The following is a 26953-nucleotide window of genomic DNA, read 5'->3' as shown; positions in this document are numbered from 1 at the left end:
TTCTATGGCTTTTGATTTTGACATGATTCAGCGCGTGTACGACGGTTTCGGCGAACGGGTCGAAGCTGCCCGGCAAGTGGTGGGTCATCCCCTCACGTTGTCGGAAAAAATACTATACGCCCACCTCAGCAATGGAATTGCCCAGAAGGCATTCAATCGGGGCAAGGACTACGTTGATTTTGCGCCCGACCGCGTGGCCATGCAGGATGCAACGGCTCAGATGGCCCTGTTGCAGTTCATGCAGGCGGGTCGGCCCAAAGTGGCTGTTCCGTCGACCGTTCATTGCGATCACCTGATTCAGGCCGAGGTTGGTGCTACGCAGGATCTGGAAAATGCCAACAATAAAAACCGGGAAGTCTACGCTTTCCTGGCGTCTATCTCCGATAAATACGGCATTGGTTTCTGGAAACCGGGTGCCGGGATCATTCACCAGGTCGTGCTCGAAAACTACGCGTTTCCGGGTGGCTTGATGATCGGTACGGACTCGCACACTCCGAACGCGGGTGGGTTGGGCATGATCGCCATCGGGGTCGGTGGAGCCGATGCCTGCGACGTGATGGCCGGACTGCCCTGGGAGCTGAAAATGCCCAAACTGATCGGTATCAAACTGACCGGCAAACTGTCGGGCTGGGCTTCCGCCAAAGACATTATTCTGCGGGTGGCCGGTATCCTGACCGTAAAAGGGGGAACGGGTTGTATTGTCGAATACTTCGGTGAAGGAGCCGATAGCCTATCGGCAACGGGTAAGGCGACCATCTGTAACATGGGGGCCGAAATCGGAGCCACGACTTCGATTTTTGCCTACGACGAAAAAATGGCAGACTATCTGCGTTCTACCGAGCGGGCGGATGTAGCCGATGCGGCTAATGCCGTTCGTCAGCATCTGCGCTCGGACGACGAAGTATACGCTGATCCGGCTACGTATTACGATCAGGTGATCGAAATCAACCTGTCGGAGCTGGAACCGCACATCAACGGTCCTTACACGCCGGATCTGGCGTGGCCGCTGTCGAAGTTTGCGCAGGCCGTCAAAGAAAACGGCTGGCCCGAAAAACTGGATGTGGGTCTGATCGGTTCCTGTACGAACTCCTCGTATGAAGACCTGACCCGGGCCGCTTCCGTAGCGCAACAGGCAATTTCTAAGAATCTGAAAACCCATTCGGAATATACCGTAACGCCCGGTTCGGAACTGGTGCGGTTTACGACCGAACGCGACGGGTTGCTGGATACGTTCGAAAAAATCGGTGGAGTCGTGCTGGCGAATGCCTGCGGGCCCTGTATCGGTCAGTGGGCGCGGCATATCGACGATCCGAACCGCAAAAACTCCATCATTACCTCGTTCAACCGGAACTTTGCGAAACGCAACGACGGTCTGGCCACCACGCACGCTTTTGTGGCTTCACCGGAACTGGTGACCGCCATGGCCATTGCGGGAAGTCTGACGTTTAACCCGATGACGGATAAACTGACCAGCGAAACAGGCGAAGAAGTGATGCTGGACGAACCGGCCGGAATCGAGCTGCCCATCAACGGGTTTGCCGTGGAAGACGCCGGGTATCAGGCACCCGCCGAAGACGGCAGCGGTGTTCAGGTGGTGGTTAGCCCCACCTCGGATCGTTTGCAACTGCTCGAGTCGTTCCCGGCCTGGGAAGGTACGGATTTGACGGGGCTGAAGCTGCTGATCAAGGCGAAAGGCAAGTGTACGACCGACCACATCTCGATGGCCGGACCGTGGTTGAAATACCGGGGCCACCTGGATAATATTTCCAACAACATGCTGATCGGGGCGGTCAACTACTTCAATGAGAAGACCAATACCGTGAAAAACCAGCTGACGGGTGAGTTTGGCGAAGTGCCAGCCACGCAACGGGCCTACAAAGCCGCCGGCATCGGTTCGGTTGTGGTGGGTGACGAAAACTACGGTGAAGGCTCCTCCCGCGAACACGCGGCCATGGAACCCCGCTTCCTGGGTGTTCGGGCTATCCTGGTGAAATCGTTCGCCCGGATTCACGAAACGAACCTGAAAAAGCAGGGGATGCTGGCGCTGACGTTTGCGGACCCGGACGATTACGAAGACATCCGCGAGGACGATACCATCGACATTCTGGGCCTGACGGAATTCAGCCCGAACGGCCAACTGACCGTTCGTCTGAACCACAGCGACGGAACAAGCGAGGAATTCCAGGTGAATCATACCTACAACGAAACGCAGATCGAGTGGTTCAAAGCCGGTTCGGCCCTGAACCTGATCAAGCAGCGGCAAAACGCGTAACGAAGATTTTTCGTTGCCAGCCCCCGGAACTTCGAGTTTCGGGGGCTTTTTTGTTTCCTCAACCTGGGCGTTATCGCGGCCCTATTCCGGTGAAAACCGGATGGATAACCTACTGTCCAATTCTGCCTTTTCATGGATCATTTCTTCCGGTTCATCCGAATCGGGATTGCCGGATCTGTGGATTGCTTCAATCTTTAAAGGCCTGCGGAGCGCCGGTTTTTCATTTGGATTCGGCTCCGTACCTTTAGGGCATCAATCCCGGCCTATCCAATCCTATGACTTTTGCAGTCTGGCAACCAATGTTCACCGGAATGGTGATTTCCATTCTGCTGCTGAATGTCGTCCAGTGGGTGATCTACCGGGAGCGGATTTATGGATTATACACGCTGTATATGCTGGCCTGGCTCGTCTATTTCGGGATTCGGGTGCGGGAAGTGCGGGAGTTGATTTCAATTTCGGGAAGTACCTGGTATTTTATAAAGGCCGGGATGCCCCTGATCGCCTACTACATTTACACCAGTTTCGCCGACGCGTTTATCGGCCTGCCCAAACGGCTTCCGGACCTGTCCCGGTTATTTCAGTATGCGAAAGCCTGTATTCTTCTGTATCTGGCGTTTCAGTTCACTCTTTGTTATCTGATAAACGACTGGTATCCTGCTGTTTACAATAGCGTGCATACTGCCATACGGCTCGCCATGGTGGTTTTTGCCTCCTATAGCGTGTATCGGATTCTGAAGCTGAAGGATGTGGTGGCCCGGTATTTTATCGTGGGTTCCGCACTCCTGATGATCGGAGCGGTAACCTCGATGATTTTATCCTTTACCCAGGAAAAAACCGTCCCATCGACGTATTTCTGGCAGGCACCCCTCACGGCCATCCAGGTTGGTATTATTCTCGAATTAATCTGTTTTTCGCTGGGTCTGGGCTATCGCCAGCGCCAGGCCGCCATTCGGTCGGCGGTATTGGAACAGCGTTTTGAACGGCAGCAGGAAAAACACCAGCGAAAACAACTCGAAGCCGAGCTTTCGATGCAACAGCTTCGGCAGGAAATGTCGGAAGTGCAGATGCGGGCCTTGCAGTCGCAGCTCAATCCGCATTTTCTCTTCAATTCGCTCAATTCACTCTCCTCCCTGATTACCGACGAACCGGTCAAAGCCGAGCAGTTTGTCGACGAAATGGCCAGTGTGTACCGGTATATTTTGCAAAACAACGATTATGAATTAACCACCCTTAGCCGCGAATTGCAGTTTATTCATTCGTATTTCCATTTGCTGGAAACCCGCTACGGTCGCGGGATTCACCTGGAAATTGCGGTCGAGGAGGCATATCTGTCCTGGCAACTGCCACCGTTAACGCTGCAATTGTTGATTGAAAATGCCGTAAAACACAACATTGTTTCCGCCGATCAACCGCTGGCAATTCGGCTTTCGACGGGGAACGGTCACTGGCTCTCGATTTGCAACAACCTCCAGCGGAAACCGGTCGATCGGGTGAAATCAACCAAGAAAGGCTTGCTGAATATCCTGACCAAATACCAGATGCTGGGACAGGCAACACCGACCGTTGAAGAAACCGACACGGAGTTCGTCGTCCGGCTTCCCTTGATCCCCTAAGAAAATCGGTTCAAAGGGGGCTTTTTCCGTTTCAATGAACATCCCATAGTGTAGAAAAGCGGGTCGGCCCACCTTTGGGGAAAAAACAACATCTACTATGCTATCACGAACCTGTTCAATGGCCAGTGCGCTTATGCTCGGTCTGCTCCTGACCGACTGCCCATTACTTCGCCGGACCCACAAAGGACAAAAATGAAAAATCGACACCGTTTTACCATCATTGGCGGAGGCATTGCCGGACTCACGACGGCCATCGCCCTGCGGAAAGCCGGCATCCGGGCCACCCTGTTTGAAGGAGCCCCCGCCCTTAAAACCGCGGGGGCCGGTTTGGCCCTGGCGGCCAATGCCGTCAAGGCCTTTCAGAAACTCGGAATCGCTGATCAAATTCTGTCCGCTGGCCGCGTCCTCGACGCATTTGTAATTCGGGATGAGAAAGGGCGCGAAATTACCCGCACCGATAGCCGAGCGGTCAGCCGGAAATATGGCCTGGATAATTTCACGATTCACCGGGCGGCTTTGCACCAGGCGCTGCTCGACCAGCTCATTGGCACCCCGATTTTGCTGGGCAAACGCGCCATCTCCATCGATCAGGGGGCTGATGGCACCGTTGTGCGGTTTGATGATGGCAGCCTCCACCAGACCGATTACCTGATCGTGGCGGATGGCATTCACTCGGCCATTCGCCGGCAATTGCTTCCCGATTCGAAACCGCGATACGCCGGTTACACGGCCTGGCGTTCCGTGGTGGATAGTAACGGACTGGATGGGCAGGAAGCCACCGAAACCTGGGGAAGGCGGGGGCGGTTTGGCATTGTACCGCTGGCAGACCGTAAAATTTATTGGTTTGCCACCGTTAATGCTCCCGCCAACGACCCGAAGTTTCGGTCGATGACGGTTCAGGATTTGATGGACCACTTTGGCAATTATCACCAGCCCATTCCGGAAATTCTGGCCCGAACCCGGAACGAACAGCTCCTCTGGAACGATATTATTGACCTGAAACCGTTGCCCCGGTTTGCCTTTGAAAAGGTCGTTCTGCTGGGCGATGCGGCCCATGCAACCACCCCGAACCTGGGGCAGGGGGCCTGTCAGGCCATTGAAGATGCCGTTGTGCTGGCCGATGAACTGGTGGCGACCGACGATGTTTCTCTGGCGTTCCGCCGGTTTGAACAACGCCGACTCAAACGAACCCGGTACATTGTGGATACCTCCCGTCGGATCGGCGAATTGGCGCAAACGCAAAATACGCTGCTGGCCTGGCTGCGAAACGGGCTCTTCCGGATGCTGCCCTCGAGCCTAAACGAGCGGCAGCTGGAAACCTTGTATAACGTGGATTTTTAGGTATATTACTGCCCAATTCCCTTTCAATATGCAGCGAGTCCTCTTCAACATTGAACGCATTGTTCGACCTACCAGCGAAGAAAAAACCGCTTTTGAGCACATCATTCACCCCCGGGTTCTGGCCGCCAACGAACGGTACGTGCAGGCTGGGGATCGTTGCACCACCATTGCTTTTATTGAAAAGGGCTGTGGCCGGTTGTTTTACGAAATCGATGGCTGGGAAGTTTCGAAGGAGTTTGTGTTTGAAAACTCGCTGCTGGGTTCGTTTGTGGGATTTTTTACGCAAAAACCGTCGAATGTGAACGTGGCGACGCTGGAAGAAACCCACATTCTGGAGCTGAATTACGAGGACGTGATGCAGTTGTGCCGAACCTATCCGACCTGGCAGCGGTTTGCCACGCTGCTGTTGCAGGACCAGCTGATGCGGGTGGAACGACGGGAAGCGTCATTACTCAAAGACTCGCCGGAAGACCGGTATCGCCGGTTGCTGGAAGAACATCCGAAAGTGCTCAACCGGATTCCGGCGGATTTTGTCGCCAGTTATTTGGGAATTACCCCCGAAACCCTGAGCCGATACCGGTCGGGAATCGGGGTTTGAAGTATATTTGCATGGAAAAATGGTCACATGGATGGGTAAAGCGTTTATTTGTCCTGGTGAATTTCCGATACCTAAGGAAGATCTGCCGTGAATGAAATAACCAGCATCAAGAACGAGAGCGGGGACGTATACGCCATTTTGAGTTACGAACCCCTGCTGAATTACCTGTTAATGAAATGGATTGGCTTTTGTTCGGATGATGAACTGATGCGCGCTACCCTGTCTATGCTGGAATGGCAGCGGGCCACAGGACAGGAAAACAACTGCCGGTTTCATGTCCATGACACTAAGGAACTGAACGTAGCCTGGGTCGGCGCGGTCGACTGGATTGTGAACGACTACTTTCCCAAAGCGTACGCCATGGGCGTCCGGTACAATATCAGTATTTTGTCACCGGATTTGTTTTCCAAACTGTCGTCGGAAGCGCTGTTTGAAAAAAGCAACCCGGTTTTGCCGACGTTTCTGTTCGAAACGTTGCCGGAGGCCGAGCGATTTATCGCCGGGGAAAGCACCGTCGCCGAAAAGGTCTAAAGGCGAACGTGCTGATCGTTTATCCTGCTTCCCGGCCCCCATCTTCCTGTTCTCCTTTAACTGAATCCGATTCATGATCACCGTTCGACATTCCGAACTCATTCGATTGCCGGTAACGGATGTCTACGGATTATTGGGATGTTACGAATACGATCTGCTCTGGCGCAGCAACCTCTTTCGGCTGAAACAGAATGCACCCGGTTTGGCCCGGACGGGCATGAAACTCGAGCAGGTTGTTCGGCTATTTGATCAGGAAATGACCATTTTTGCGGAAGTTACTGCGGCCGCGCCCAACCGCCGGCTGGCCCACGAAACCGTTGACAGCCCGGTTGAACTCTGGGAGCAGCGGTTATTTGAACGGGTCGAGAAGGAAACCCGGGTCACCTACGAAATGAGCCTGGAATTGAAAGGCTGGCAGCGGTTGATGGCGCCCCTGCTGATTCACCAGCTACAACGGCAGTTTCGAACCGACTTGCAGCGGGCAAAGCAACTCCTGGAGGAAACCCCCAACCCGCTGATGGAACTGCCCAGACGGTTAGGGTGAAGCGCGGGCCTATTTTCCCATCCACTTTTTAAATTCCGTGGCCCGTTCGCGGCTCACCAGTACTTCTTCCTCAGGCGACGGTTTTAGCGTTAGTTTCAGCTTGTTATTGAAATAGGGGTGAATCTGCTGAACACTGTTGATGTCCACAATAAACTGCCGGTTGGCCCGGAAAAACTGCACCGGATCGAGCATGGCTTCGAGTTCGTCCAGCGTATAATCGACTGAAAACTTCTGGTTACTGCGCGTCCGGAACAGACTGACCCCTTCTTCGGAATAGAAATAAGCGATATCGGCCACTTCGATGGGCATCCATTGCGAGAGGTGTTTCACTAAAAACCGCTTCCGGTATTCGGTCGGTTGAATCTGCTGCCGAAGTTGCTGAACGAGGGCATCGATGGCCATTTTGCCGCCCGTTTCGTTTTCGGCCGGGTTGCGGAGCTTCCGGTGTTTTTCCAGACTGGCTTCCAGTTCGTGGCGTTTGATGGGCTTCAGCAGATAATCAATGCTATTGACCTTGAACGCCCGCAGGGCATATTCGTCGTAGGACGTCGTGAAGATCACCGGCGATTCCACCGGCGTTTGTTCAAAGATTTCAAAACTCTGGCCATCGGCCAGCTCAATGTCCATCAAAATCAGATCCGGCGTCGCGTTGGATTTTAACCACTGGACCGACGCGCGAACGCTGGCTGCCGTTCCCACAATGCGTATGGTATTGTCGACGTCCTGTAACAACTTGGTTAATTTTCGGACAGCCAGTTCTTCATCTTCTATGACCAGTACATCCATACGATGAGTGTCGGTTGCGGGGTGATTGGGTTTTCGTTTGCTGATTTTAATCGCTTTACAAGTAGCAGCGAAGCGGGGTTTTTTCCAAATTTTGTGTCCTTGAAACCGCAAATAAAACCGCCGAACCGGAATAGCGTGGGGGTGAACCGTGCAAGGGCGTCCGGATGCCGACCGGGGTCTGAAGGAGCAGTCCTTGAACCCCGAAAAACCGCCTTTTTATCCTGAATGGGGAATGGTTAAACGCGTTCATCCGTTCCGGTCTACTCCGTGGGTTAACCGGCATGACCCATCAAAGGCAGTGTGACCCGGAAACTGGTTTCGGTGTTCTGGATTTCTAGGCCATCGCGTCCTAATAACTGGTATTTTGTGGCAATATTTGCCAGCCCGACCCCGTTTGAAGCGGCCCGGACATTCTTCAACTGAACGTTATTCGACACCACCAACTGGCCAGCCGGTGTGGTTTCAATCCGAATCTGAAGGGGTTGGTCGGCCATGATAATGTTGTGCTTCACGGCATTTTCGACCAGCATCTGGAGCGTTAGGGGAGGGAGCTGCGCTTCCCGGTGCTGGTCGGCCACCTGGACTTGCAGGGTAATGCCGGTGCCGTACCGGGTTTTCAACAGATGAAAGTAGGAATCGATAAACCGTAACTCGTCCCGCAGGCTTGTTAACGCGTTTTCGTTGGTCTGGAGCAAATACCGGTAAACGCTGGACAATTCATCAATAAAGGTTTCCGCCTTTTCGGTATCCTCGTCAATCAGCGAGGAGAGGGTGTTGAGGCTATTAAACAGAAAGTGCGGATTGACCTGCTGTTTCAGGCTATCCAGCTGACTTTGCAGGTTCGCTTTCTTGAGTTTCTCGGTTTCCCGAATGGTTTGTGACCATTTCTCAAATGTGTAGACACTTTCATGAACGATATTGGCGACCACATTTCCCATATAGCCGAGAAGAAGGGCCATGCCAAGCCGGCTGGATTCGAAGGTATAGGACGGAAAATCGATCCAGTGGTAGAAATAAAACAAAAAGGTGATCACCACCGTTGACATGGCCATGTGGGTCACCAAAGCGAGCGTCATTCGCGTCCAGGTTTGACGGATGTGGGGAAAGCGCTTGCGGAAATAGACGGCCGGCAAAGCGTGGAGAAAAAAAGCAGGGGTCCAGATCAGGAAAATAATCAGCGAGCCCAGCAAAAAGACATCCCACCGCTGCACGTAGGCTTTTCCGAGCATGAGGTAATTCAGCAGGAAATAGTAAAAGGGCAAGAGGCCCAGGGCAATCCAGGTGTCTCGTTGGGTATAGCGGTTTAGATTCAGGCCCACATCGGTACGGATAATCAGGGTAAATTTACCAAAAAATCGGCACCTTTGACGACCAGCGGCACCCGAACACTAAAATGCTGGCCGTCGTCGGTGATGATGGGACGCGGTAGCCGTAGCAGGAGAAAGCGTTCCGTCAGGCTTCGTAAACCGCCCGGTAACTTATTGATTTGCAGACTTTTTCGCTGGATATTATTGGTGACGTACAGGCATACGGCTTCTTCACCGGGTTCCAGAGCCGCCCGGATCGAAATGATCAGGGGGCGGTCGGCAAGAATGACATTGTGCCGAATGGCATTTTCAATCAGGATTTGCAGGCTAAACGGGGGCAGGTAGCAATCCTGCAGGCAGGCATCGATCTGGGAATGCAATTCGATGGCCCGGCCGTAGCGGGCTTTTAGTAAATAAAAAAAGGAACGGATAAACTCAATTTCGGTCTGCAAGGTCACCAGTTTTCGCTCGTTGGACTGGAGCAGGTAGCGGTAGACACTTGATAATTCTTCCAGGAATTTGTTGGCCTGCTGCCGGTCCTCCGAAATCAGGGCCGACAGGGAGTTGAGGCTATTGAACAGAAAATGCGGATTTACCTGGCTTTTCAGGCTATCGAACTGCCCCTGAATCCGGGCTTTTTGAACGGCTTCCGCTTCCGCAACGGCCTGCCGGTATTGCTGGAGGTAATAGATGATTTCATAGGTTGTGCCCAGCACCAGCGAATTGAAAATGCCAATTCCGATATACGCCTGATAAACCTGGCGGTTAATGGGAATAATTGCCATTTCGCTGAGGTCGGTCAGGAAAACGAAGAGCGACTGGCAAACAATCGCTAGTAAAAAATAACCGGTAAAAGTCGTGACAATTCGCCGGAACGTGTGGCGGGCATCGGGGAAATGGCGACGAACATACTGGACCCAGATAACGGAACCTTCCCAGGCCAGGGTCACGTAGGCCATACTGATAAAGACCCATCCGAAATACAAAACCGGGTGATACGGATAATCCCGCAAATAAATCAGATTGGCCAACAGCACAATCAGCGGAATTCCCAGCCAGCGGAGCCATCGGTCGTTCGGTCTTTCCAACGTAGTAACTAACTTTAGGAGTCGTATTGAATTTTTTGTAAAAATAAGGCGTCAAAAACCGGGAGCTCAATACCGATATGCTTGAAACGCCCACTTTCCGGGTTGAATTGATGTTAGTCGGTGCTAAAGAGGATAATATCCTTTTGTCCGATTAGCTTTACGAAAAATTGCAGAAACAGCCTGATAAATCATGATGAAATACGGTTACGTCCTTTCCCTGCTTTCGGTTTCGGTATTCGCCCAACAACCCGAATCCGGCCGTCTGGAAAAAGATACCATCCAGCTGAACGAGGTGACAGTGCGCGGTTACGAAACGAATCGGCCGCTGGTCGAAACGGCGGCCTCGGTCAATGTGTTGTCTGGTAAAGAATTAACCCAACGGTTCGGTACGCCGGCGCTGGTGCCCGCGCTCAACACCCTGCCGGGCGTCCGGATGGATGAGCGTTCGCCGGGGAGTTACCGGCTTTCGATTCGCGGAAGCCTGATTCGCTCGCCGTTTGGGGTCCGCAATGTCAAAATATACTGGAACGAACTGCCCCTCACCGATGCCGGGGGAACGACCTACCTGAACGCCCTGGATGTCCGGGCGATTGGCCGGGTCGAAGTAATCAAGGGACCGGCCGGCAGTTTGTACGGGGCCGGAACCGGCGGAACGGTTTTGCTGAGCGGGCCGGGTTCGGGAACAACGGCAAGAGAGTACTCCAATCAGGCCGAAATCAGCGCGCTGGTTGGTTCGTACGGTTTGCAGGGTCAGAACTATTCGATCCAAACCGGGAAAAATAATGCCGCCCTGTCGCTGAATTACGGCCATTTGCAGTCCGATGGCTACCGCCAGCAAAGCCGGATGTACCGGGATAACCTGAGCCTGAACGGTACGTTTGCGGTCAATTCGAAACAAACGATTTCGGTGATGGGGCTGTATTCCGACCTGGCCTACCAAACGCCCGGAGGCTTGAACGCGACGCAGTTTCGGGCGAATCCCCGGCAGGCCCGCCCGTCAACGCCCGCCGTTCCGGGAAGTGTAGCCCAGGGAGCCGCCATTTACCAGCGAACCGGTTATCTGGGATTCTCCCACCAATACCGCTGGAACGACCGGATTCAGAATACGACGGTAGTTTATACTTCCCTGACCGATTTTGCGAATCCGTTTATCACCAATTACGAAAAACGAACCGATCAGGGCGTAGGAGGGCGGACGGTTACGCGCTGGCAGGTGGTGGAAGAAGGCGTTCCGACGCAACTGGTTTTCGGGGGCGAATGGCAACAGAATTTTACGGTGGACCGCAATTATGGAAACCGGGCCGGTCAGCCCGATACGTTGCAGGCCGATGACGAACTGCGGGCGTCGCAATCGGTACTGTTTGCGCAACTGGAAGCTACGCTGCCACTGGGCATCATTGCCACGGCTGGCCTGAGCCGCAATGAAGTCGCCTATCGGTTTACCCGGTTTTCGGTACAGCCTGTCATTGGGCAACTGCGTGGTTTCGAGCCGGTTTGGTTGCCCCGTGTGGCGTTGTTGAAAAAGCTGGGGGAATTCATTTCGGTGTTTGCCAGCGTGAGCACCGGATATTCGGCCCCGACCATTCAGGAAGTTCGACCGTCAGAAGGTACGTTTAATCCGGCGCTGGAGCCGGAGCGGGGTACCAACCTGGAAGCCGCCGTGCGTGGCCAGTTGAGCCGGTTTCAGTTTGATGTAGCCGTCTACCAGTTCAAATTGCGGCAAACGATTGTCCGCCGGTCGGTGGAAAGCGGGGCCGAATACTTTATTAACGCCGGTGCCACGGACCAAAAAGGGGTGGAAACCCAACTGGCTTATCGGCTGGTGGTACCGAAAGCGTCCAATTTCTGGCAGACCGTCCGTCTGTGGAACAGCACCACCGTGACGAATTACCGGTTTCGGAATTACCAGCAGGGAACCGCTGATGTGTCGGGCAACCGGGTGACCGGTGTGCCCCCCCTGGTGACGGTGAGCGGGCTGGATGCTGAAACCCGGGTGGGTTTGTACGCGCACCTGACGCATCAATTTATTGACAAGTTTCCACTCGATGACGCCAATACCGTCAAGTCCGACATAATCCGCTTGCTGAACGCGACCGTCGGATACCGGAAAACCTTTGCAAAACGCTGGGTGGTTGAGGCCTATGTGAGCGGAGATAATTTGTTGGATCAAACTTATAGCCTCGGGTACGACCTGAATGCCTTTGGGGGGCGTTATTACAATGCCGCCCCTCGCCGGAACTTCACCGGGGGGCTGAAATTGGGCGTGAGATGGTGAGTCCGCCGGTGGGAGTCTGACGGCCGGAAACCGTAAACAGAATACCGTAAACGTGATGAATATGGCGCGAGGAAGTTTTAACCGCAGTACGAATTCACTGGCTTTGCTGGTTTTGCGGGTGGGATTAGGAGTCGATCTGGGAATGCACGGTTTGGTACGGATTCCGAAACTGGTCAAGTTTGCCGACAAAATGGTCAGCGATTTTTCGGCAACCTTTCTCCCGGATTTTCTGGTACGGGGTTTTGCGTTTGCGCTTCCGTTTGTTGAACTGGTCATCGGGGTGATGCTTTTACTGGGTGGGCGGTTTTTGGTATGGGGTGGGTTGGTGGGGGGCTTCACCATGGCGGTGCTGATCTTTGGCACCGGTTTGCGTGAGGAATGGAGTACCGTGAGCATCCAGCTCATCCATTTGCTGGCCTTCTACTTTCTGCTCCGCGAAACGGAAAAAAGGGCCTGATTTTATTTTTTCGACGTTACCTTTTGGGAAGAAATCGTCTCAATACTAAACAGTCTGCTCCTACCCAAACGGGTTGGAAAGGCTTTTGTCAACGAGTTTACTATTCCTAAAAACGAACGGAAAAATGAGCTTACCCATTCAGGAATTAAAAGGAATTACGAGTACGGTGGTCGAAGCCTTAAAAGCACAAGGGGTTACCAACAGTGAAGCCCTGCTGTATGCCGCAAAAACCGCATCGGCCCGTAAACAACTGGCGGCACAAGCGGGCGTTGAAACCAGCGTCATTCTGGATCTGGCCAATCGGGCGGATCTGAACCGTATTTCGGGCATTGGGGGTGTTTACAGCGATCTGCTGGAAGAAGCCGGCGTCGATACGGTCCGGGAACTGGCACACCGCAACCCGGAAAACCTGCACGTCAAAATCATCGAAATCAATCAGGTTCGCAACCTGACACAACGCCCACCGACCCTTGAGCAACTTACGGATTTTATCAACCAGGCGAAAAGCCTTCCGGCGGGTCTGGAATATTAAGAAGCGAAGCCCCGCCATCGGCCGATGGCGGGGCGCTCATTGCAGGCCTTATAAGGCGACCGTTTCGTCCTGTTCTTCGTAGAAGAGGTAATTCAGGTAATCACAGTACGGTTTTATCAACTGACAGCCTTTCACCAGTTCGTCCGCAAAATCCGGTTTCACTACTTCCTGATCCGAATACCGGTGAATGAAAAATAACTCTTTCCGGCGGAGCAGCGCGATTTCAGGATGGTCGGCCGAATAGCCTTTCGGCGAGGTCTTCATACTTTCCCCCGAAATTTCCGGAAAATACGCCTTGAATTCCGGCGCTTCAATGATTCCTCTTAGTTCATCGACATTGTAATCGATTTCCTGCCGGAATTTAGCCAGGTGCGCCGGCGTCGGCTGCCACATGCCGGCACCGAGGAACGTTTCGCCATCGGGCTGTACATGAAAATAATAATCGACGCGCCCCGAATGCCGCCCGCCCGGTCCCACCGCTGCGGCAAAATGTTTCTTGTAGGGGGCTTTATCCTTTGAAAACCGGATATCCCGGTTGATCCGGAAAATACAGTCTTTTACGTTGGTGTTTGGTAAGGGCTGAAACCGCTCAATTCCGTTGAGGAGCCGACCCACCAATCCTTCGAATTCGGATTTGGCGGCCTCGTAGCGGCTCCGGTTCGCGTGAAACCACTCCCGGTTGTTGTTTTGGCCCAAATCCCGCAGAAAGTCGAGTGTTTGAACGGTTAGTTGCGAATTTGCCGTGTTTTTCGTCTTCATACAGTTCCAAAGCTAATCAGAAATAGCGAAGTTTGCACGAAGATTAATTGCGAAAGAATGAAAGCGTGAAAGCGTGGATACCTTCGCCAATTCGCTAACTTCCGCGGAGCGATTCGCTTTTCACCCGTTCATACGTTCACTCATTTACCACAATCGATGTCACGCATTCTTACCGGTATTCAAAGCAGCGGACGGCCACATTTGGGAAATATTCTCGGGGCCATCAAGCCCGCCATCCACCTTTCCGAGCAACCTGATAATGAGTCCTTTCTGTTTATTGCCGATCTGCACTCGCTCACCACCATCAAGGATGGGGAGCGACGCCGGGAATACATCCGGGCGGTGGCCTCGGCCTGGCTGGCATTCGGACTCGACACGAACAAGAATACCTTCTGGCGCCAGTCGCACGTGCCCGAACATACCGAACTGGCGTGGTACCTCAACTGCTTCACGCCCTATCCGATGCTGGCCAATGCGCACTCGTTCAAGGATAAGGCCGAACGGCTATCGGATGTCAATGCCGGGTTGTTTACCTATCCGTGTCTGATGGCAGCCGACATCTTGCTGTACGATGCCGATATTGTGCCGGTGGGAAAAGACCAGAAACAGCACGTGGAAATGACGCGCGATATGGCCAGTGCGGTGAATACGCAGGTGGGGGAGGCCGTTTTTGTCCTGCCGGAATCACGGATTGACGAACGAATCATGACGATTCCGGGAATCGACGGGCAGAAAATGAGTAAGTCCTACAACAATTACATCGATATTTTTCTCCCGGCCAACGAGCTCTATAAGGTAATCAAGAAAATTGTATCGGATTCAACGCCCTTGGAGGAACCCAAAAATCCGGACAGTGACATTACCTTCAGGCTTTATTCGCTGCTGGCGGACGACAACCAGGTAGCGACCATGCGTCAGAATTACGAGAAGGGCGGTTATGGGTATGGTCATGCAAAAAAGGAATTGTATGAACTGATTATTGACCAGTTTGCCGACGCCCGCGAACGGTTTACGTATTACATGGAAAATAATGATGCGCTTGAAAAAGAGCTGCGGGCGGGCGAAGAAAAAGCCCGCGCCGTGGCATCGAAAACCCTGGAGCGCGTTCGGAGAAAATTAGGCTATACTTAAATGCGAAAGCGTGAAGAGCTTTGCCAATCCGTTCGATACGCGGTTAGGCAAGCCTTCACGTTTTCACGCTTTCAAAATTGGAGACCCTTAAGCAACTCGATACGGACTTATTTCTCTGGCTCAACGGCATGTATGCCTCGTGGCTTGACCCGGTGATGGTGGCGGTGACGCTGCGTAATACGTGGTTCCCGTTCTACATCGTGTTATTGGGCTGGCTGGGCTTTCAGTACCAGAAACGGGCGGTCGGCATGGTGTTGACCTTGATTCTGACCGTGGTCTTGAGCGACCAACTGGCTTCTTCGGTGCTGAAACCGCTCACCTTACGGTTGCGCCCCTGCCACGAACCCAGCTTGCAGCCGCTGATCCACCCGGTTTTGGAATGCGGAGGGGCCTACGGCTTTGCCTCTTCCCACGCGGCAAACACGTTTGCGCTGGCGATGGTCTTGTGGCTGCTGATTGGGAAACAGTTTCCCGTGGTTAAATGGCTGTTTGTGTGGGCGGGGGTGATCTCCTACAGCCGGATTTACGTCGGTGCCCATTATCCACTGGATGTGCTGACGGGGGCCGGCATTGGGGTGCTGATGGCGTTCCTTTGCACGTCCCTTTACCGGCGCATCACGGAACGGTATTTTCCGGTTAGCGAGTAGGTTTGTTTGGGGGCAGTGTTCAATAAAATATGGCAATAGTCTTATTGCCAGTTCGATAGAAGAAATCTTTTAGGTTCTTCTCCGAAGCATCCAACATTATTCGTATTTTTGCGGAAATTTTCGGCACTGAATGGCATCCCTTAATACGGTTAAAATTTTTTCAGGTAGTCAATCGAACTACTTAGCGGAGAAGATTGCCCGTCAATACGGCAAAGATTTGGGCGGTTATACCCTGCGTCGATTCAGTGATGGCGAATTGTCGCCCAGTTACGAGGAATCGATTCGGGGATGTGACGTTTTTTTGATTCATTCGACGAATCCGCCCGCCGATAACCTGATGGAGCTGTTGCTGATGGTCGATGCAGCCCGTCGTGCTTCGGCGCACTACGTAACGGTGGTAATTCCGTATTTTGGCTACGCTCGCCAGGACCGGAAGGATAAACCGCGTGTGGCGATTGCGGCTAAACTGGTGGCCAACATGCTGGCTGCGGCTGGTGCGGATCGTCTGATGACGATTGACCTGCACGCCGGCCAGATTCAGGGGTTCTTCGATTTTCCGGTCGACCATCTGGAAGGGGCATCGGTTTTTGTGCCGTATATCCGGAGTCTGAATCTGGACAATCTGCTGATTGCCTCGCCCGATGTAGGCGGAGCCGCCCGGGCGCGGGCGTTTGCGAAACATTTCAATGCCGATATCGTCCTGTGTGATAAACACCGCAAGCGGGCCAACGAAATTGCTTCCATGCAGGTCATTGGGGATGTGGAAGGGGCCAATGTCGTGTTGATCGATGACCTGGTCGATACGGGCGGAACCTTGTGCAAGGCGGCCGAAATCATTCTGGAGAAAGGCGCGAAATCGGTTCGGGCAATTTGTACGCACCCGGTCATGTCGGGCAACGCCTTCGAGAATATCTCGAATTCCGTCCTGGAAGAACTGGTGGTATCCGATACGCTGCCGTTGAAAGGACATAGCCCGAAAGTACGGATCCTGACGGTGGCGGATTTATTCGCCAAAGCCATCGGCCGCATCCGTGATCATGAATCTATTAGTTCACTGTTTATAAATTATTGAGCAAGAGCCACGAGAAGCGACAATCGAACACCGATCGGTGGGTCCCTTGTTCCCTTCTGGTCTCTCTTGTCTAACTTCTAAAATCTAAAAAAATGAAAAAACACGAGATTGTAGGGTATAACAGAGCGAATCTCGGTAAGACAGAGTCGAAGGCTCTTCGTGCCGAAGGCTATGTACCCGGAGTCATTTACGGCGGTAAAAAACAAGTTCATTTTTACGCCCCGGCGATTTTGTTCCGTCAACTGCTGACCTCCCCCGAAGCGTACGAAGTGACGCTGAACATCGAAGGGGATGAGTATGTTGCCATTTTGCAGGATACGCAATTTCACCCGGTTAATGACCAGTTGATCCACGCGGATTTCCTGGAAATTATCGAAGGAAAAGATATCAAAGTGGAAGTGCCCATCCGGTTTGTTGGTACGGCTCCCGGTGTACAAAAAGGGGGGAAACTGATTCAGAAACTCCGTAAACTGAAACTGCGGGGTGCGGCTGATCGCATTCCGGATTACGTGGATGTGGACGTAAAAGAACTGGATCTGGGCAAAACCATCAAAGTAGGTGCCGTTCAGCTGGAAGGCGTCGAGATTCTGGATGGTCCGCTGCTGCCGATCGCGAGCATCGAAATCCCGCGCGCTATGCGGGGTAAAACCGCTGCCTAACCCCAGCGAACGACTAATAGATATTACAAAGCCAACCCGAATTCGGGTTGGCTTTGTGTTTTTACTACGAATATTTTCAAGCAGACCATCAGTGAGCGACCCGTGAAACGCCCGAATTTGGCGTGAAGGCCATCGTCGCGTCAGCAGTGGCTTTTTCCGATTTAACCGGTTCGGCCACCGTGGTAGACCGGACGTTGCCCGCTGTTCCGTGGGAGTTTACGGCAATGTATGGAGCAATTACCAGCGAAACGATGGACATGAGTTTGATCAGAATGTTCATCGATGGCCCGGACGTATCTTTGAACGGATCCCCGACGGTATCACCCGTAACCGACGCCTTGTGGGGTTCGGATTTTTTGTAATAAATCTGCCCGTTGATTTCGACGCCTTTCTCGAACGATTTTTTCGCGTTGTCCCAGGCTCCTCCGGCATTGCTCTGGAAAATTCCCATCAAAACCCCGGAAACGGTCACACCCGCCAGAAAACCGCCCAATACCTCCGGGCCAAAGCCAAAACCAACGAGAACCGGAGAAATCAACGCAATGGCACCCGGCAAAAGCATTTCCCGAATGGAAGCCTGCGTCGAAATGGCGACGCATTTTTCGTATTCCGGTTTGCCGGTGCCTTCCAGAATTCCCGGAATTTCCCGGAACTGACGCCGAACTTCTTCCACCATTTTCATGGCCGCCCGCCCGACGGCCGCAATGGCGAGTGAGGAGAAAATGAACGGAATCATTCCCCCAACGAATAAACCGGACAGGACATCCGCTTTGTAAATGTCGATGCCCGTAATGCCCGAAACACCGACGAAAGCCGCCAGCAGCGCCAGCGAGGTCAGGGCGGCTGAAGCAATGGCGAAGCCTTTCCCGGTAGCCGCCGTAGTGTTCCCAACGGCATCCAGAATGTCCGTCCGACCGCGTACTTCTTCGGGCAAATCGCTCATTTCGGCAATTCCACCGGCATTATCGGCAATCGGACCGAAAGCATCGATCGCCAGCTGCATGGCCGTCGTCGCCATCATCCCGGCGGCAGAGATGGCCACCCCGTAGAGTCCGGCAAACTTGTAGGAAATGAAAATCCCGGCGGCCAGCGTCAGAATCGGTAAAACCGTTGACTCCATTCCGACCGACAAACCGCCAATGATGTTGGTGGCATGACCGGTTGACGACTGCCGGACAATGGTCATCACCGGCCGGCGACCCATAGCCGTGTAGTATTCGGTAATGATCGACATCAGGGCACCGACGATTAAACCGGTGAATATGGCGTAGAAGACATCCAGTCGTGTGAATTCAACCCCCCGGATTTCCAGGGTTCCGCTGGGAAGAACGGCATTGACGAGGAAGTACGAAGCAATAACCGTCAGAATAATGGAAGCCCAGTTACCAAGGTTCAGTGCGTTCTGCACGTTTCCATTGTCATTTTTCACGCGCACGAAAAAGGTGGAAATTATCGAAAAGATCAGGCCCAGGCCGGCAATCAGCATCGGTAAAACGATGGGCGCGTGTCCCAGGATGTTGCTGGCCTCCGGGATGCGGATTTCGCGGCCCAGAACCATGGTGGCCAGAATCGTCGCCACGTACGAACCAAAGAGGTCGGCGCCCATCCCGGCGACGTCACCGACGTTATCACCGACGTTATCGGCAATTGTGGCCGGGTTGCGCGGGTCATCTTCCGGAATACCGGCTTCCACTTTCCCCACCAGGTCGGCCCCCACGTCGGCCGCTTTGGTGTAAATACCGCCCCCAACGCGGGCGAATAAGGCAATCGATTCGGCACCCAATGAAAAACCGGCCAGGACCTCCAGGGTTTTTTCCATCGGAATGCCGTTCACATCACCGGTTGCCCCCACATAAATGGTATGAAACAGAATAAAAAGTAAACTCAGGCCAATAACGGCGAGACTGGCTACCCCGATGCCCATGACCGACCCCCCCGTAAACGAAACATCCAGGGCGCGGGTGAGGCTGGTCCGGGCAGCCTGGGCGGTCCGGACGTTGGCTTTCGTGGCGATTTTCATGCCAATGTAACCCGCCAGGGCCGACGTGAAGGCACCAATGGCAAACGCAATACCGATGGGCCAGTCGGAATTTTCAACCAGCGTTCCCGCAAAACTGAGCAGGATCGCAACCACAATACCAAAAACAATCAGAATTTTCCACTCAGCTTTGAGAAAAGCGATGGCCCCGTCGGCGATGTAGGATGCAATCTCCTGCATCCGGTCGTTGCCAGCGTCCTGGCGCGAAACCCACATAAATTTGGTGTACATCACCACCAGGCCGATGAGGCCTAATATGGGAACTAGGTAAATACTTGAATTCATGAAGATTAATAAGGGTTAAATATGGAAAGGCGCAAATATAATTGGATTGCCAGCATTCCAAAATCTGCGCACTAGTTTTACTAGATTTTTAAAGGAAAAACTGTGGCTTTTTCGATGGGGGAGAAAAACTTGGGATTTAATTCAAAATGCAGTTGTTTACGTAGCAATTGGTTAGTCTGACCTGACTATTTTTGTGTTACCCTCGAACTCTTCCCGTTGATGAATAACCGATTTCTGTTCCGAATCCTTTTGAGTATGATTGTAGGAGCCAGCCTGTTGCCTGCCTTCGGGCAAGGTAAACCCGCGGCTTCCGGTACGATTCTACAAGGCCTGAAAAAGCTGAATGTTGTCGGAACCGTGCTGTATATCGCGGCTCACCCCGACGACGAAAATACCCAGTTGCTAACCTACCTCGCCAATGAGCGATTGCTGCGGACGGGCTACCTGGCGCTGACCCGGGGCGACGGTGGGCAGAATCTGATCGGGTCGGAGCAGGGCGAATACATTGGCATCATTCGCACGCAGGAACTGCTGGCGGCCCGGCGCATCGATGGTCCGGAACAGTTTTTCAGCCGCGCGTACGACTTTGGCTTTTCCAAAACGACGGATGAGGCCGTGAAAACCTGGGGCAAGGAACAGGTGTTGGGCGATGTGGTCTGGATGATTCGGAAATACCGGCCCGACGTGATCATCACCCGGTTTCCGCCGGATAGCCGGGCGGGGCATGGCCATCACAGTGCGTCGGCTTATCTGGCGGAAGAAGCCTTCCGGATTGCCAATGATCCGGCTCACTATCCCGAACAGCTCAAGTGGGTAAAACCGTGGCGACCCAAACGAATTTTCTGGAATGTGTTCATTCCCGGGGCCTTTCTGAGCAACAAAAAACCGGATGAACCGGGTGTCATTACCGTAGAAACCGGTCTGTATAATCCACTGCTGGGGAAATCGTACGGCGAAATTGCCGCCGAAAGCCGTAGCCAGCACAAAAGCCAGGGTTTTGGTGTTCCGGCCAGCCGGGGTGTCAAGCTGGATTACCTGGCGTTGACAGGCGGAGAGGCCGCGCCGAATGACCCGTTTGATGGAATCGACCTGAGCTGGAAGCGAATCGCCGGGAGTGGTAAAGTGCAACAGTTGATCAATCAGTTACTGATAAATTTCAAACCGGAAAACCCCTCGGCGTCGGTACCGGTTTTAGTGCAGACCTATCAGGCACTGGCGCAGCTCGATACGTCCAATGTTTACGTCAAAGCGAAACGGCAGGAAGTCGAGACGCTCATTCAGCAATGCCTCGGCCTGTGGTTTGAAACCAACCCCGATGCGTATGCGGCCGCGCCCGGCGAGCCGATTCGGGTGACGAGCAATGTCGTCAATCGTACGGGTTTGTCGGTTAGGCTGGTCAGGGTCCAGATGCCTGCCGTTGGGAAAGATTCGACCCTTAATCTGCCGTTGAAATCCAACGATGTAGCCGCTTTTCCAACAACGGTAACGATTCCGGCTAGCCAACCAATTTCGCAACCATACTGGCTGGAAAAACCGGTCAACAAAGGTCTTTTTCAGGTCACGGATCAGCGCCTGATCGGGTTGCCCGAAAATCCGCCCGCTTTCGTGACGCGCTTTACCTTTGATGTGGAGGGGCAGTCGTTTACGTTTAGCAGTCCGTGGAGTTATAAATTTACGGATCCCGTGGAGGGAGAAATCTACCGTCCGTTTGTTATCCAGCCGGCAGTAACGGCCAATCTGGCCGAACGCGTTTATGTGTTTGCCGACAATACGCCCAAGACCGTGGAGGTGGTGCTCAGATCCGGGCGCACCGGAGTCGCCGGTTCGCTGCAACTGGAGGTGCCTGCCGGCTGGCGTGTAGAACCGGCGCAATTGCCGTTTGACCTGAAGGAGAAAGCGCAGGAAGTCCGGGTTTCCTTTCGGGTGTTTCCGACCGCTGCGAACAGCGAAGCCCGGCTGCGGGCGGTGGTGACTACTCAATCGTCGGTGAAACCTGCCTTTGCCAGCAGCCTGCGGATCGTAGCCTACAAACACATTCCTACCCAAACCGTATTTCCGGCGGCAGAGGCCAAACTGGTGAAACTGGACATCAAGGTTAAGAGCAAAAACATTGGCTATATTGCCGGGGCGGGTGATGAAGTTCCGGCAGCCTTGCGGCAGATCGGTTGTCTGGTAATACCGCTGACGGCCCGTGAGTTAAATGGAGACTTAAGCGGATTCGATGCCGTTGTCGTGGGGGTTCGGGCTTATAATACGGAGGAGTGGTTGAGGTATTTCCAGCCGAAATTGATGGATTACGTTAAAACCGGCGGCACCCTGGTTGTGCAGTACGTTACGCCGGGTGGTTCGTTTATCCAGAATGGGTTGAAAGTGAACCAGATTGGACCCTATCCGTTTACCGTTGGTCGGGACCGGGTGACGGAAGAAGATGCCAAAATGACGTTTTTAAAGCCGCAGCACCCGTTGCTGAATACGCCCAATAAAATTACCGACCAGGATTTCACGGGCTGGATTCAGGAACGGGGGCTCTATTTTGCGCAGGATTGGGATAAGGCGTATTACCCTATTTTCTCGGCCCACGACACCAACGAAGCGGCCAAAGACGGAAGCCTGATTTATTGCCAGCACGGAAAAGGTCACTTTATGTATACCGGACTGGCGTTTTTCCGGGAATTGCCCGCGGGCGTACCGGGGGCGTACCGGTTATTTGCCAACCTGATTTCTGTCGGTAAGTAAGCCGTGTTCGGTTTTTGGCCTGCGCACGTTCAGGCCCAGATTTTCAGGAATACGATGCCATAAAATGAAATTTAAAATCATATTGGACGACTAACGACTTTTGGGAGTTAATGTGGCAAATCTGGATTGATACGGGTGGAACGTTTACGGACGGTATGGCGATTGATCCGGACGGTAAGCTGCATCGAACCAAAGTGCTCAGCAGCAGTTGTCTTCGGGGTATAATTCGGTCTGGTAATGGGCTTTATCTGGAAGCCAAATGGCTCACGGCTCCTATTTTTAACGGCTATCGGTTAAAGGTTCTCGAAACTGGAGAGTATGCAACGGTTTTAGAGCTGGGCGTTGACGGTAAATTGCTTACCGACAGTCCGATAAACGTCGAAACTCAAGCAACGGTCGAGCTGTCAGCGGGCGAAGAAGCGCCGGTTTTGGCGGCCCGCTTGCTTACCCTAACACCGTTAGATGGCTCCTTTCCGACCCTGGAAATGCGACTGGGCACGACGCGGGGTACCAATGCGCTGCTGGAGCGGAAAGGGGGCCGGGTTGCGCTGGTTGTTACCAAAGGATTTAAGGATTTACTCCGGATTGGAACCCAGCAGCGACCCCATCTCTTTCAGGTAGCGATTCCCCCCGCCGAGGTTGTTTACGATTCGGTGTGGGAACTAGACGAGCGGCTCGCTGCCGATGGAAAAACCGTACTCCCCCTAACGCCGGACTCCGTCGGGCAACTCATCGACCACCTGACAAAGACGCAGCCGCAGACGGTGGCGGTTTCGCTGCTCAATGCCTATCGGAATCCGGCGCATGAACAGCAACTCGGCAAAGCGATTCGGGAAGCCGGTTTTGCCGTCACGTTATCAACCGATATTTCTTCCGGCATTCACTACCTGCCCCGGACGCAGACAACCCTGGTGGATGCCTACCTGAAGCCGGTTTTACAATCCTATCTGGCTAATCTCACGCGGCAACTGGGCGGAAATCCCATTCGGGTGATGACCAGTGGCGGAGGCCTGGTGCAATCCCATTTATTCCAGCCGAAAGACAGCCTGTTGAGCGGCCCGGCCGGTGGCGTAATCGGGGCAGGCAAAATTACGCAGGGCGTGGGCGTTCCTCGCACGTTGACACTGGATATGGGCGGGACCAGCACCGACGTGGCCCGGTTTGAGGACCGGGTTGATTACCAGTTTATGACCAAAGTGGGTACCTTCGAATTGCAATCGCCTTCCCTGGCGGTCGAAACCGTTGCCGCCGGTGGCGGGTCGGTTTGCTGGTTCGACGGCCACCAGTTGCGGGTTGGACCGCAAAGCGCCGGGGCCTCACCCGGCCCGGCTTGTTACGGAGCGGGCGGCCCATTGACCATTACGGACGTAAATTTTCTGTTAGGCAGGCTGCATCCGGCTTTGTTTGGCCTTCCGGTCGATGCTGAAAAAGCGAAACAGGCATTGCAGGTTGTGGGGGCGCAAATTGAAAAACAAACCGGACAACCGGTTGAAGCCGAAGAACTGCTGCTCGGTTTTGAGCGAATCGCCAACGAAACAATGTCGGGTGCCATTCGCAAAATTTCGGTGGCGCGGGGCTTCGATCCCAGGGATTACGCCCTGCTGGTGTTTGGTGGGGCCGGCGGTTTGCACGGTTGCGCCGTGGCCGGACTCTTGGGAATCCGGACGCTGTTGCTGCCGTTTGATGGCGGATTACTTAGCGCGTACGGCATCGGCAGGGCCCGCATCGAGCGAATGTCCACCCGACAGGTGCTGCAATCCTTATCCGATTTTGCGCCGTTTCTGCGGGAAACGATGGCGTCCGCCGTTGTCAGCGCCCTGGAAAGTTTGCAGCTCGAGATCGGAAAAACCGCTGCGATCGAAGTGCGAAACCGACTGATTTTCATGCGCCTGAATGGGCAGGAAAGTACGCTGGAAATTCCCGTTTCGCTGCCGGACGCTCCAACGGGTCCGGCAGCGACGGATTCGAAAGCCGTTGAAACCCGGCTGGAAACCCTGTTCCGCGAACGGTATGGGCAGCTTTATGGCCATTTTCCGAGCAACCGGCGCATCGAGGTGGAAAGCATTCGGGTTTTTGTGAGCCAGAAAGAACCGGAGCGTCCGGTCCATTCGGAAACGCCTTCTCCCCAACGGGCGCGTCCCGCTTTTTATAGCGACTCGATTCCGGTATACGAATGGATGAATTTGCAGGAAGGGGATTTTTTCGCCGGCCCGGCCTTGCTCCTGAACACGACTTCTTCCGCCTATCTGGAAGCCGGTTGGGCGGTTTCGATCGCATCCAACCACGATGCGATTGCTCGTTTCGTGGGAAAAACCGAAACGGAGGAGGCCCCTTTGCTGGAAGCGGCCCAAACGGAGTTGTTTGCCCGGCGGTTTGTGGCCATTGCGGAAGAAATGGGGGCTCAATTACAGCGGACGGCTTTCTCCGTCAACGTGAAAGAACGGCTGGATTTTTCCTGTGCGCTCCTCAATGAAAAGGCCGAACTGCTGGTCAATGCTCCGCACATCCCGGTGCACCTCGGGAGTTTGGGCATTTGTGCCCGCCTGATCCTCGAAAAACTGCCGCTGAAGCCGGGGGATGTCATCATTACGAATCATCCCAAATATGGTGGGTCGCATTTGCCCGACGTCACCCTGTTAGCCGGAGTTTTCAGCGATGACAACGCATTGATCGGTTACGTCATCAACCGGGCGCACCATGCTGAAATCGGGGGCAGTGTGCCCGGTTCGATGCCACCGGACGCTACCCGTCTGATCGAGGAAGGCGTGGTGCTGGAACCGCAGTATATCGTCAAAGAGGGGCAGTTTTTGTGGGAAACGGTGCAGCAGCGGTTTACCAGGGCGCCGTACCCTACGCGGGCTTTGGCCGAAAACCGGGCCGATATTGAAGCTGCTCTGGCGTCTCTGCGGGCGGGCGAAACCGCTTTGCAGGCCTTGGTCCGGCAACACGGTTTGCCGACCGTCCGGGGCTATATGCAGCGCCTTCAGCAATCGGCCAGCGAAGCGTTGCAGGCGGTTTTAACGGCGCACGACGGACAGACTTTTTCGGCGCAGGAGTCCCTCGATGATGGCTTCCAGATCTGTGTGGCTATTTTTATTGAAAACCAGGGTATTACTTTTGATTTAAGCGGTACGTCACCCGTTCATCCGAATAACCTGAACGCTAACATCTCGATTCTGTACAGTGCGGTTTTATACGTTTTGCGGCTCTGGTGCCAGCAGGATATTCCGCTGAACGAAGGGCTGATGAAACCGGTTGCTCTCCGGTTGCCCGAATGCTTCCTGAATCCGGTTTTTTCCGATGATCCGGCAGAATGCCCGGCGGTGGTTGGCGGCAATACGGAGGTGAGCCAGCGGCTGGTCGATACGCTCTTGAAAGCGTTGGGGTTAGCGGCCTGCAGCCAGGGAACCATGAACAATTTTTTGTTTGGAAAACCGGCGGAATCTGACAAACCTTTTGGCTATTACGAAACGATCGGCGGAGGAGCGGGTGCTGGCCCCGGTTTCGATGGCCGTTCGGCGGTTCATCAGCACATGACCAACACCAAATTGACGGACCCGGAAGAACTAGAACGGCGGTATCCGGTTCGGTTGCACCGGTTTGCGATTCGGGAGGGTTCGGGGGGAGCGGGTCAATGGCGGGGTGGCGATGGCATCATTCGGGAAATGGAGTTCCTGGAACCGGTTCAGGCGACCCTGCTCAGTCAGCACCGGGTGGCAGCACCGTATGGGCTTGCGGGTGGCGAACCCGGAAAAACCGGCACCCAATTCCTGATTCTCCCGGATGGTTCCGAAATGATTTTACCCGGAATCTTCACGCGTCAAATGCGGGCGGGTGAGCGCATTCGGCTGGAAACGCCGGGCGGGGGCGGTTTTGGAAAACCGGTCCCAGAACCGGATGTCTGAGTGTTTTTGGGTTGATTGTGAGGAAGTTGTCGTCAGTTTGGGATTAAAATTCGTTGGTACGGTTTTATGAAACTAATCGATCTCAGTCATCCGATCGAGAACGGCATGATTACCTATAAGGGCTTGCCGGTACCCATCATCTGTGATTTTTTGAGTCGTGAAGACTCCCGGTGCACTCGGTTTTATTGAAAAATGACATCCTGATCGTCGAACATCTGTGCAATCTGGCCCAACTGCCGGCCGACGGTTTTTTATTTACAGCGGCTCCGCCCAAGTTCAAAGGCGTGGGGACGTTTCCGGTTCGGGCCTACGCAAAACTCCCGGTTCAGGACTGACTTTATGCAATTTTTGACAGAAACAGGACCGGGCGGACAGGC

21 protein-coding genes are annotated in these 26953 nt (G+C 53.8%); 16 read left to right on the top strand and 5 right to left on the bottom strand.

Annotated features, from left to right (window positions below; genetic code table 11):
- The first annotated feature begins 4 nt into the window (after window positions 1-4).
- The 6 genes from ACFPMF_RS03785 (at window position 5) to ACFPMF_RS03760 (ending at window position 6899) form a co-directional block, all read left to right on the top strand.
- Window positions 5-2272 carry an aconitate hydratase gene (locus ACFPMF_RS03785; protein WP_379841264.1) on the top strand — a complete coding sequence of 756 codons (2268 nt, stop codon included), beginning with the start codon at window positions 5-7 and terminating at the stop codon, window positions 2270-2272.
- 275 nt (window positions 2273-2547) lie between these two features.
- Entirely contained in the window at window positions 2548-3885 is a 1338-nt protein-coding gene (locus ACFPMF_RS03780) for a sensor histidine kinase (RefSeq protein ID WP_379841262.1), read from the top strand.
- Window positions 3886-4077: 192 nt separating this feature from the next.
- A complete protein-coding gene (locus ACFPMF_RS03775; protein WP_379841260.1) occupies window positions 4078-5226 on the top strand; it encodes an FAD-dependent monooxygenase in 1149 nt (382 codons plus the stop codon).
- A 28-nt stretch (window positions 5227-5254) separates the two neighbouring features.
- On the top strand, window positions 5255-5824 hold the full coding sequence (locus tag ACFPMF_RS03770) for a Crp/Fnr family transcriptional regulator (protein WP_379841258.1): 570 nt from the start codon (window positions 5255-5257) through the stop codon (window positions 5822-5824).
- Window positions 5825-5911: 87 nt separating this feature from the next.
- A complete protein-coding gene (locus ACFPMF_RS03765) occupies window positions 5912-6355 on the top strand; it encodes a hypothetical protein (RefSeq protein WP_379841256.1) in 444 nt (147 codons plus the stop codon).
- A 73-nt stretch (window positions 6356-6428) separates the two neighbouring features.
- Entirely contained in the window at window positions 6429-6899 is a 471-nt protein-coding gene (locus tag ACFPMF_RS03760) for an SRPBCC family protein (RefSeq protein ID WP_379841254.1), read from the top strand.
- Window positions 6900-6908: 9 nt separating this feature from the next.
- Here the strand turns inward: ACFPMF_RS03760 and ACFPMF_RS03755 are convergent, their stop codons facing one another.
- The 3 genes from ACFPMF_RS03755 to ACFPMF_RS03745 all read right to left on the bottom strand — a co-directional run bounded on the left by ACFPMF_RS03755 (window position 6909) and on the right by ACFPMF_RS03745 (window position 10080).
- The gene (locus tag ACFPMF_RS03755) at window positions 6909-7685 is read right to left on the bottom strand and encodes a LytR/AlgR family response regulator transcription factor (RefSeq protein WP_379841252.1); all 777 of its coding nucleotides are present in this window, start codon (window positions 7683-7685) and stop codon (window positions 6909-6911) included.
- Window positions 7686-7957: 272 nt separating this feature from the next.
- A complete protein-coding gene (locus ACFPMF_RS03750; RefSeq protein ID WP_379841250.1) occupies window positions 7958-9004 on the bottom strand; it encodes a sensor histidine kinase in 1047 nt (348 codons plus the stop codon).
- A 14-nt stretch (window positions 9005-9018) separates the two neighbouring features.
- A complete protein-coding gene (locus ACFPMF_RS03745; protein WP_379841248.1) occupies window positions 9019-10080 on the bottom strand; it encodes a sensor histidine kinase in 1062 nt (353 codons plus the stop codon).
- A 190-nt stretch (window positions 10081-10270) separates the two neighbouring features.
- Here ACFPMF_RS03745 and ACFPMF_RS03740 point away from each other — a divergent pair, with 190 nt between their 5' ends.
- From ACFPMF_RS03740 to ACFPMF_RS03730, 3 genes are all read left to right on the top strand, one after another.
- Entirely contained in the window at window positions 10271-12355 is a 2085-nt protein-coding gene (locus ACFPMF_RS03740; RefSeq protein ID WP_379841246.1) for a TonB-dependent receptor, read from the top strand.
- A gap of 61 nt (window positions 12356-12416) precedes the next feature.
- Window positions 12417-12812: a MauE/DoxX family redox-associated membrane protein gene (locus tag ACFPMF_RS03735; protein ID WP_379841244.1), complete on the top strand. Its 396-nt coding sequence runs from the start codon at window positions 12417-12419 to the stop codon at window positions 12810-12812.
- Between the two features lie 124 nt (window positions 12813-12936).
- Complete coding sequence (locus ACFPMF_RS03730) at window positions 12937-13344, top strand: DUF4332 domain-containing protein (protein WP_379841242.1); 408 nt, start codon at window positions 12937-12939, stop codon at window positions 13342-13344.
- Window positions 13345-13392: 48 nt separating this feature from the next.
- Here ACFPMF_RS03730 and ACFPMF_RS03725 read toward each other — a convergent pair whose 3' ends face one another.
- Entirely contained in the window at window positions 13393-14103 is a 711-nt protein-coding gene (locus tag ACFPMF_RS03725; protein WP_379841240.1) for a DUF2461 domain-containing protein, read from the bottom strand.
- A gap of 156 nt (window positions 14104-14259) precedes the next feature.
- On the opposite strand from ACFPMF_RS03725, the gene trpS reads away from it, so the two are divergent.
- The 4 genes from trpS to ACFPMF_RS03705 all read left to right on the top strand — a co-directional run bounded on the left by trpS (window position 14260) and on the right by ACFPMF_RS03705 (window position 17612).
- Window positions 14260-15234, top strand: a complete 975-nt coding sequence (gene trpS, locus ACFPMF_RS03720) for a tryptophan--tRNA ligase (RefSeq protein WP_379841238.1) — start codon at window positions 14260-14262, stop codon at window positions 15232-15234.
- 128 nt (window positions 15235-15362) lie between these two features.
- A complete protein-coding gene (locus ACFPMF_RS03715; protein ID WP_379842740.1) occupies window positions 15363-15881 on the top strand; it encodes a phosphatase PAP2 family protein in 519 nt (172 codons plus the stop codon).
- Between the two features lie 130 nt (window positions 15882-16011).
- Window positions 16012-16953 (top strand): ribose-phosphate pyrophosphokinase, encoded by a 942-nt coding sequence (locus ACFPMF_RS03710; RefSeq protein ID WP_379841236.1) that lies wholly within the window; start codon window positions 16012-16014, stop codon window positions 16951-16953.
- 92 nt (window positions 16954-17045) lie between these two features.
- Entirely contained in the window at window positions 17046-17612 is a 567-nt protein-coding gene (locus ACFPMF_RS03705) for a 50S ribosomal protein L25/general stress protein Ctc (RefSeq protein WP_379841234.1), read from the top strand.
- 88 nt (window positions 17613-17700) lie between these two features.
- Here ACFPMF_RS03705 and ACFPMF_RS03700 read toward each other — a convergent pair whose 3' ends face one another.
- Window positions 17701-19935 carry a sodium-translocating pyrophosphatase gene (locus ACFPMF_RS03700; RefSeq protein ID WP_379841232.1) on the bottom strand — a complete coding sequence of 745 codons (2235 nt, stop codon included), beginning with the start codon at window positions 19933-19935 and terminating at the stop codon, window positions 17701-17703.
- 255 nt (window positions 19936-20190) lie between these two features.
- Here ACFPMF_RS03700 and ACFPMF_RS03695 point away from each other — a divergent pair, with 255 nt between their 5' ends.
- The 3 genes from ACFPMF_RS03695 (at window position 20191) to ACFPMF_RS03685 (ending at window position 26911) form a co-directional block, all read left to right on the top strand.
- Window positions 20191-22671, top strand: a complete 2481-nt coding sequence (locus ACFPMF_RS03695) for a PIG-L family deacetylase (RefSeq protein WP_379841230.1) — start codon at window positions 20191-20193, stop codon at window positions 22669-22671.
- A 110-nt stretch (window positions 22672-22781) separates the two neighbouring features.
- Window positions 22782-26576: a hydantoinase B/oxoprolinase family protein gene (locus tag ACFPMF_RS03690; RefSeq protein WP_379841228.1), complete on the top strand. Its 3795-nt coding sequence runs from the start codon at window positions 22782-22784 to the stop codon at window positions 26574-26576.
- A 185-nt stretch (window positions 26577-26761) separates the two neighbouring features.
- A complete protein-coding gene (locus ACFPMF_RS03685; RefSeq protein WP_379841226.1) occupies window positions 26762-26911 on the top strand; it encodes a cyclase family protein in 150 nt (49 codons plus the stop codon).
- The last annotated feature ends 42 nt before the right edge of the window (window positions 26912-26953 follow it).

The sequence above is a fragment of the Larkinella bovis genome, from assembly GCF_042655385.1.
Classification (GTDB): Bacteria; Bacteroidota; Bacteroidia; order Cytophagales; family Spirosomataceae; genus Larkinella; species Larkinella bovis.
This window is presented reverse-complemented; position numbering and strand designations above follow the sequence as displayed.

Coding starts and splice junctions, on each gene's coding strand:
- ACFPMF_RS03785 (WP_379841264.1), top strand. CDS start 5: ATGGCTTTTGATTTTGACATGATTCAGCGCGTGTACGACGGTTTCGGC.
- ACFPMF_RS03780 (WP_379841262.1), top strand. CDS start 2,548: ATGACTTTTGCAGTCTGGCAACCAATGTTCACCGGAATGGTGATTTCC.
- ACFPMF_RS03775 (WP_379841260.1), top strand. CDS start 4,078: ATGAAAAATCGACACCGTTTTACCATCATTGGCGGAGGCATTGCCGGA.
- ACFPMF_RS03770 (WP_379841258.1), top strand. CDS start 5,255: ATGCAGCGAGTCCTCTTCAACATTGAACGCATTGTTCGACCTACCAGC.
- ACFPMF_RS03760 (WP_379841254.1), top strand. CDS start 6,429: ATGATCACCGTTCGACATTCCGAACTCATTCGATTGCCGGTAACGGAT.
- ACFPMF_RS03755 (WP_379841252.1), bottom strand. CDS start 7,685: ATGGATGTACTGGTCATAGAAGATGAAGAACTGGCTGTCCGAAAATTA.
- ACFPMF_RS03740 (WP_379841246.1), top strand. CDS start 10,271: ATGATGAAATACGGTTACGTCCTTTCCCTGCTTTCGGTTTCGGTATTC.
- ACFPMF_RS03735 (WP_379841244.1), top strand. CDS start 12,417: ATGGCGCGAGGAAGTTTTAACCGCAGTACGAATTCACTGGCTTTGCTG.
- ACFPMF_RS03730 (WP_379841242.1), top strand. CDS start 12,937: ATGAGCTTACCCATTCAGGAATTAAAAGGAATTACGAGTACGGTGGTC.
- ACFPMF_RS03725 (WP_379841240.1), bottom strand. CDS start 14,103: ATGAAGACGAAAAACACGGCAAATTCGCAACTAACCGTTCAAACACTC.
- trpS (WP_379841238.1), top strand. CDS start 14,260: ATGTCACGCATTCTTACCGGTATTCAAAGCAGCGGACGGCCACATTTG.
- ACFPMF_RS03715 (WP_379842740.1), top strand. CDS start 15,363: ATGTATGCCTCGTGGCTTGACCCGGTGATGGTGGCGGTGACGCTGCGT.
- ACFPMF_RS03710 (WP_379841236.1), top strand. CDS start 16,012: ATGGCATCCCTTAATACGGTTAAAATTTTTTCAGGTAGTCAATCGAAC.
- ACFPMF_RS03705 (WP_379841234.1), top strand. CDS start 17,046: ATGAAAAAACACGAGATTGTAGGGTATAACAGAGCGAATCTCGGTAAG.
- ACFPMF_RS03700 (WP_379841232.1), bottom strand. CDS start 19,935: ATGAATTCAAGTATTTACCTAGTTCCCATATTAGGCCTCATCGGCCTG.
- ACFPMF_RS03695 (WP_379841230.1), top strand. CDS start 20,191: ATGATTGTAGGAGCCAGCCTGTTGCCTGCCTTCGGGCAAGGTAAACCC.
- ACFPMF_RS03690 (WP_379841228.1), top strand. CDS start 22,782: ATGTGGCAAATCTGGATTGATACGGGTGGAACGTTTACGGACGGTATG.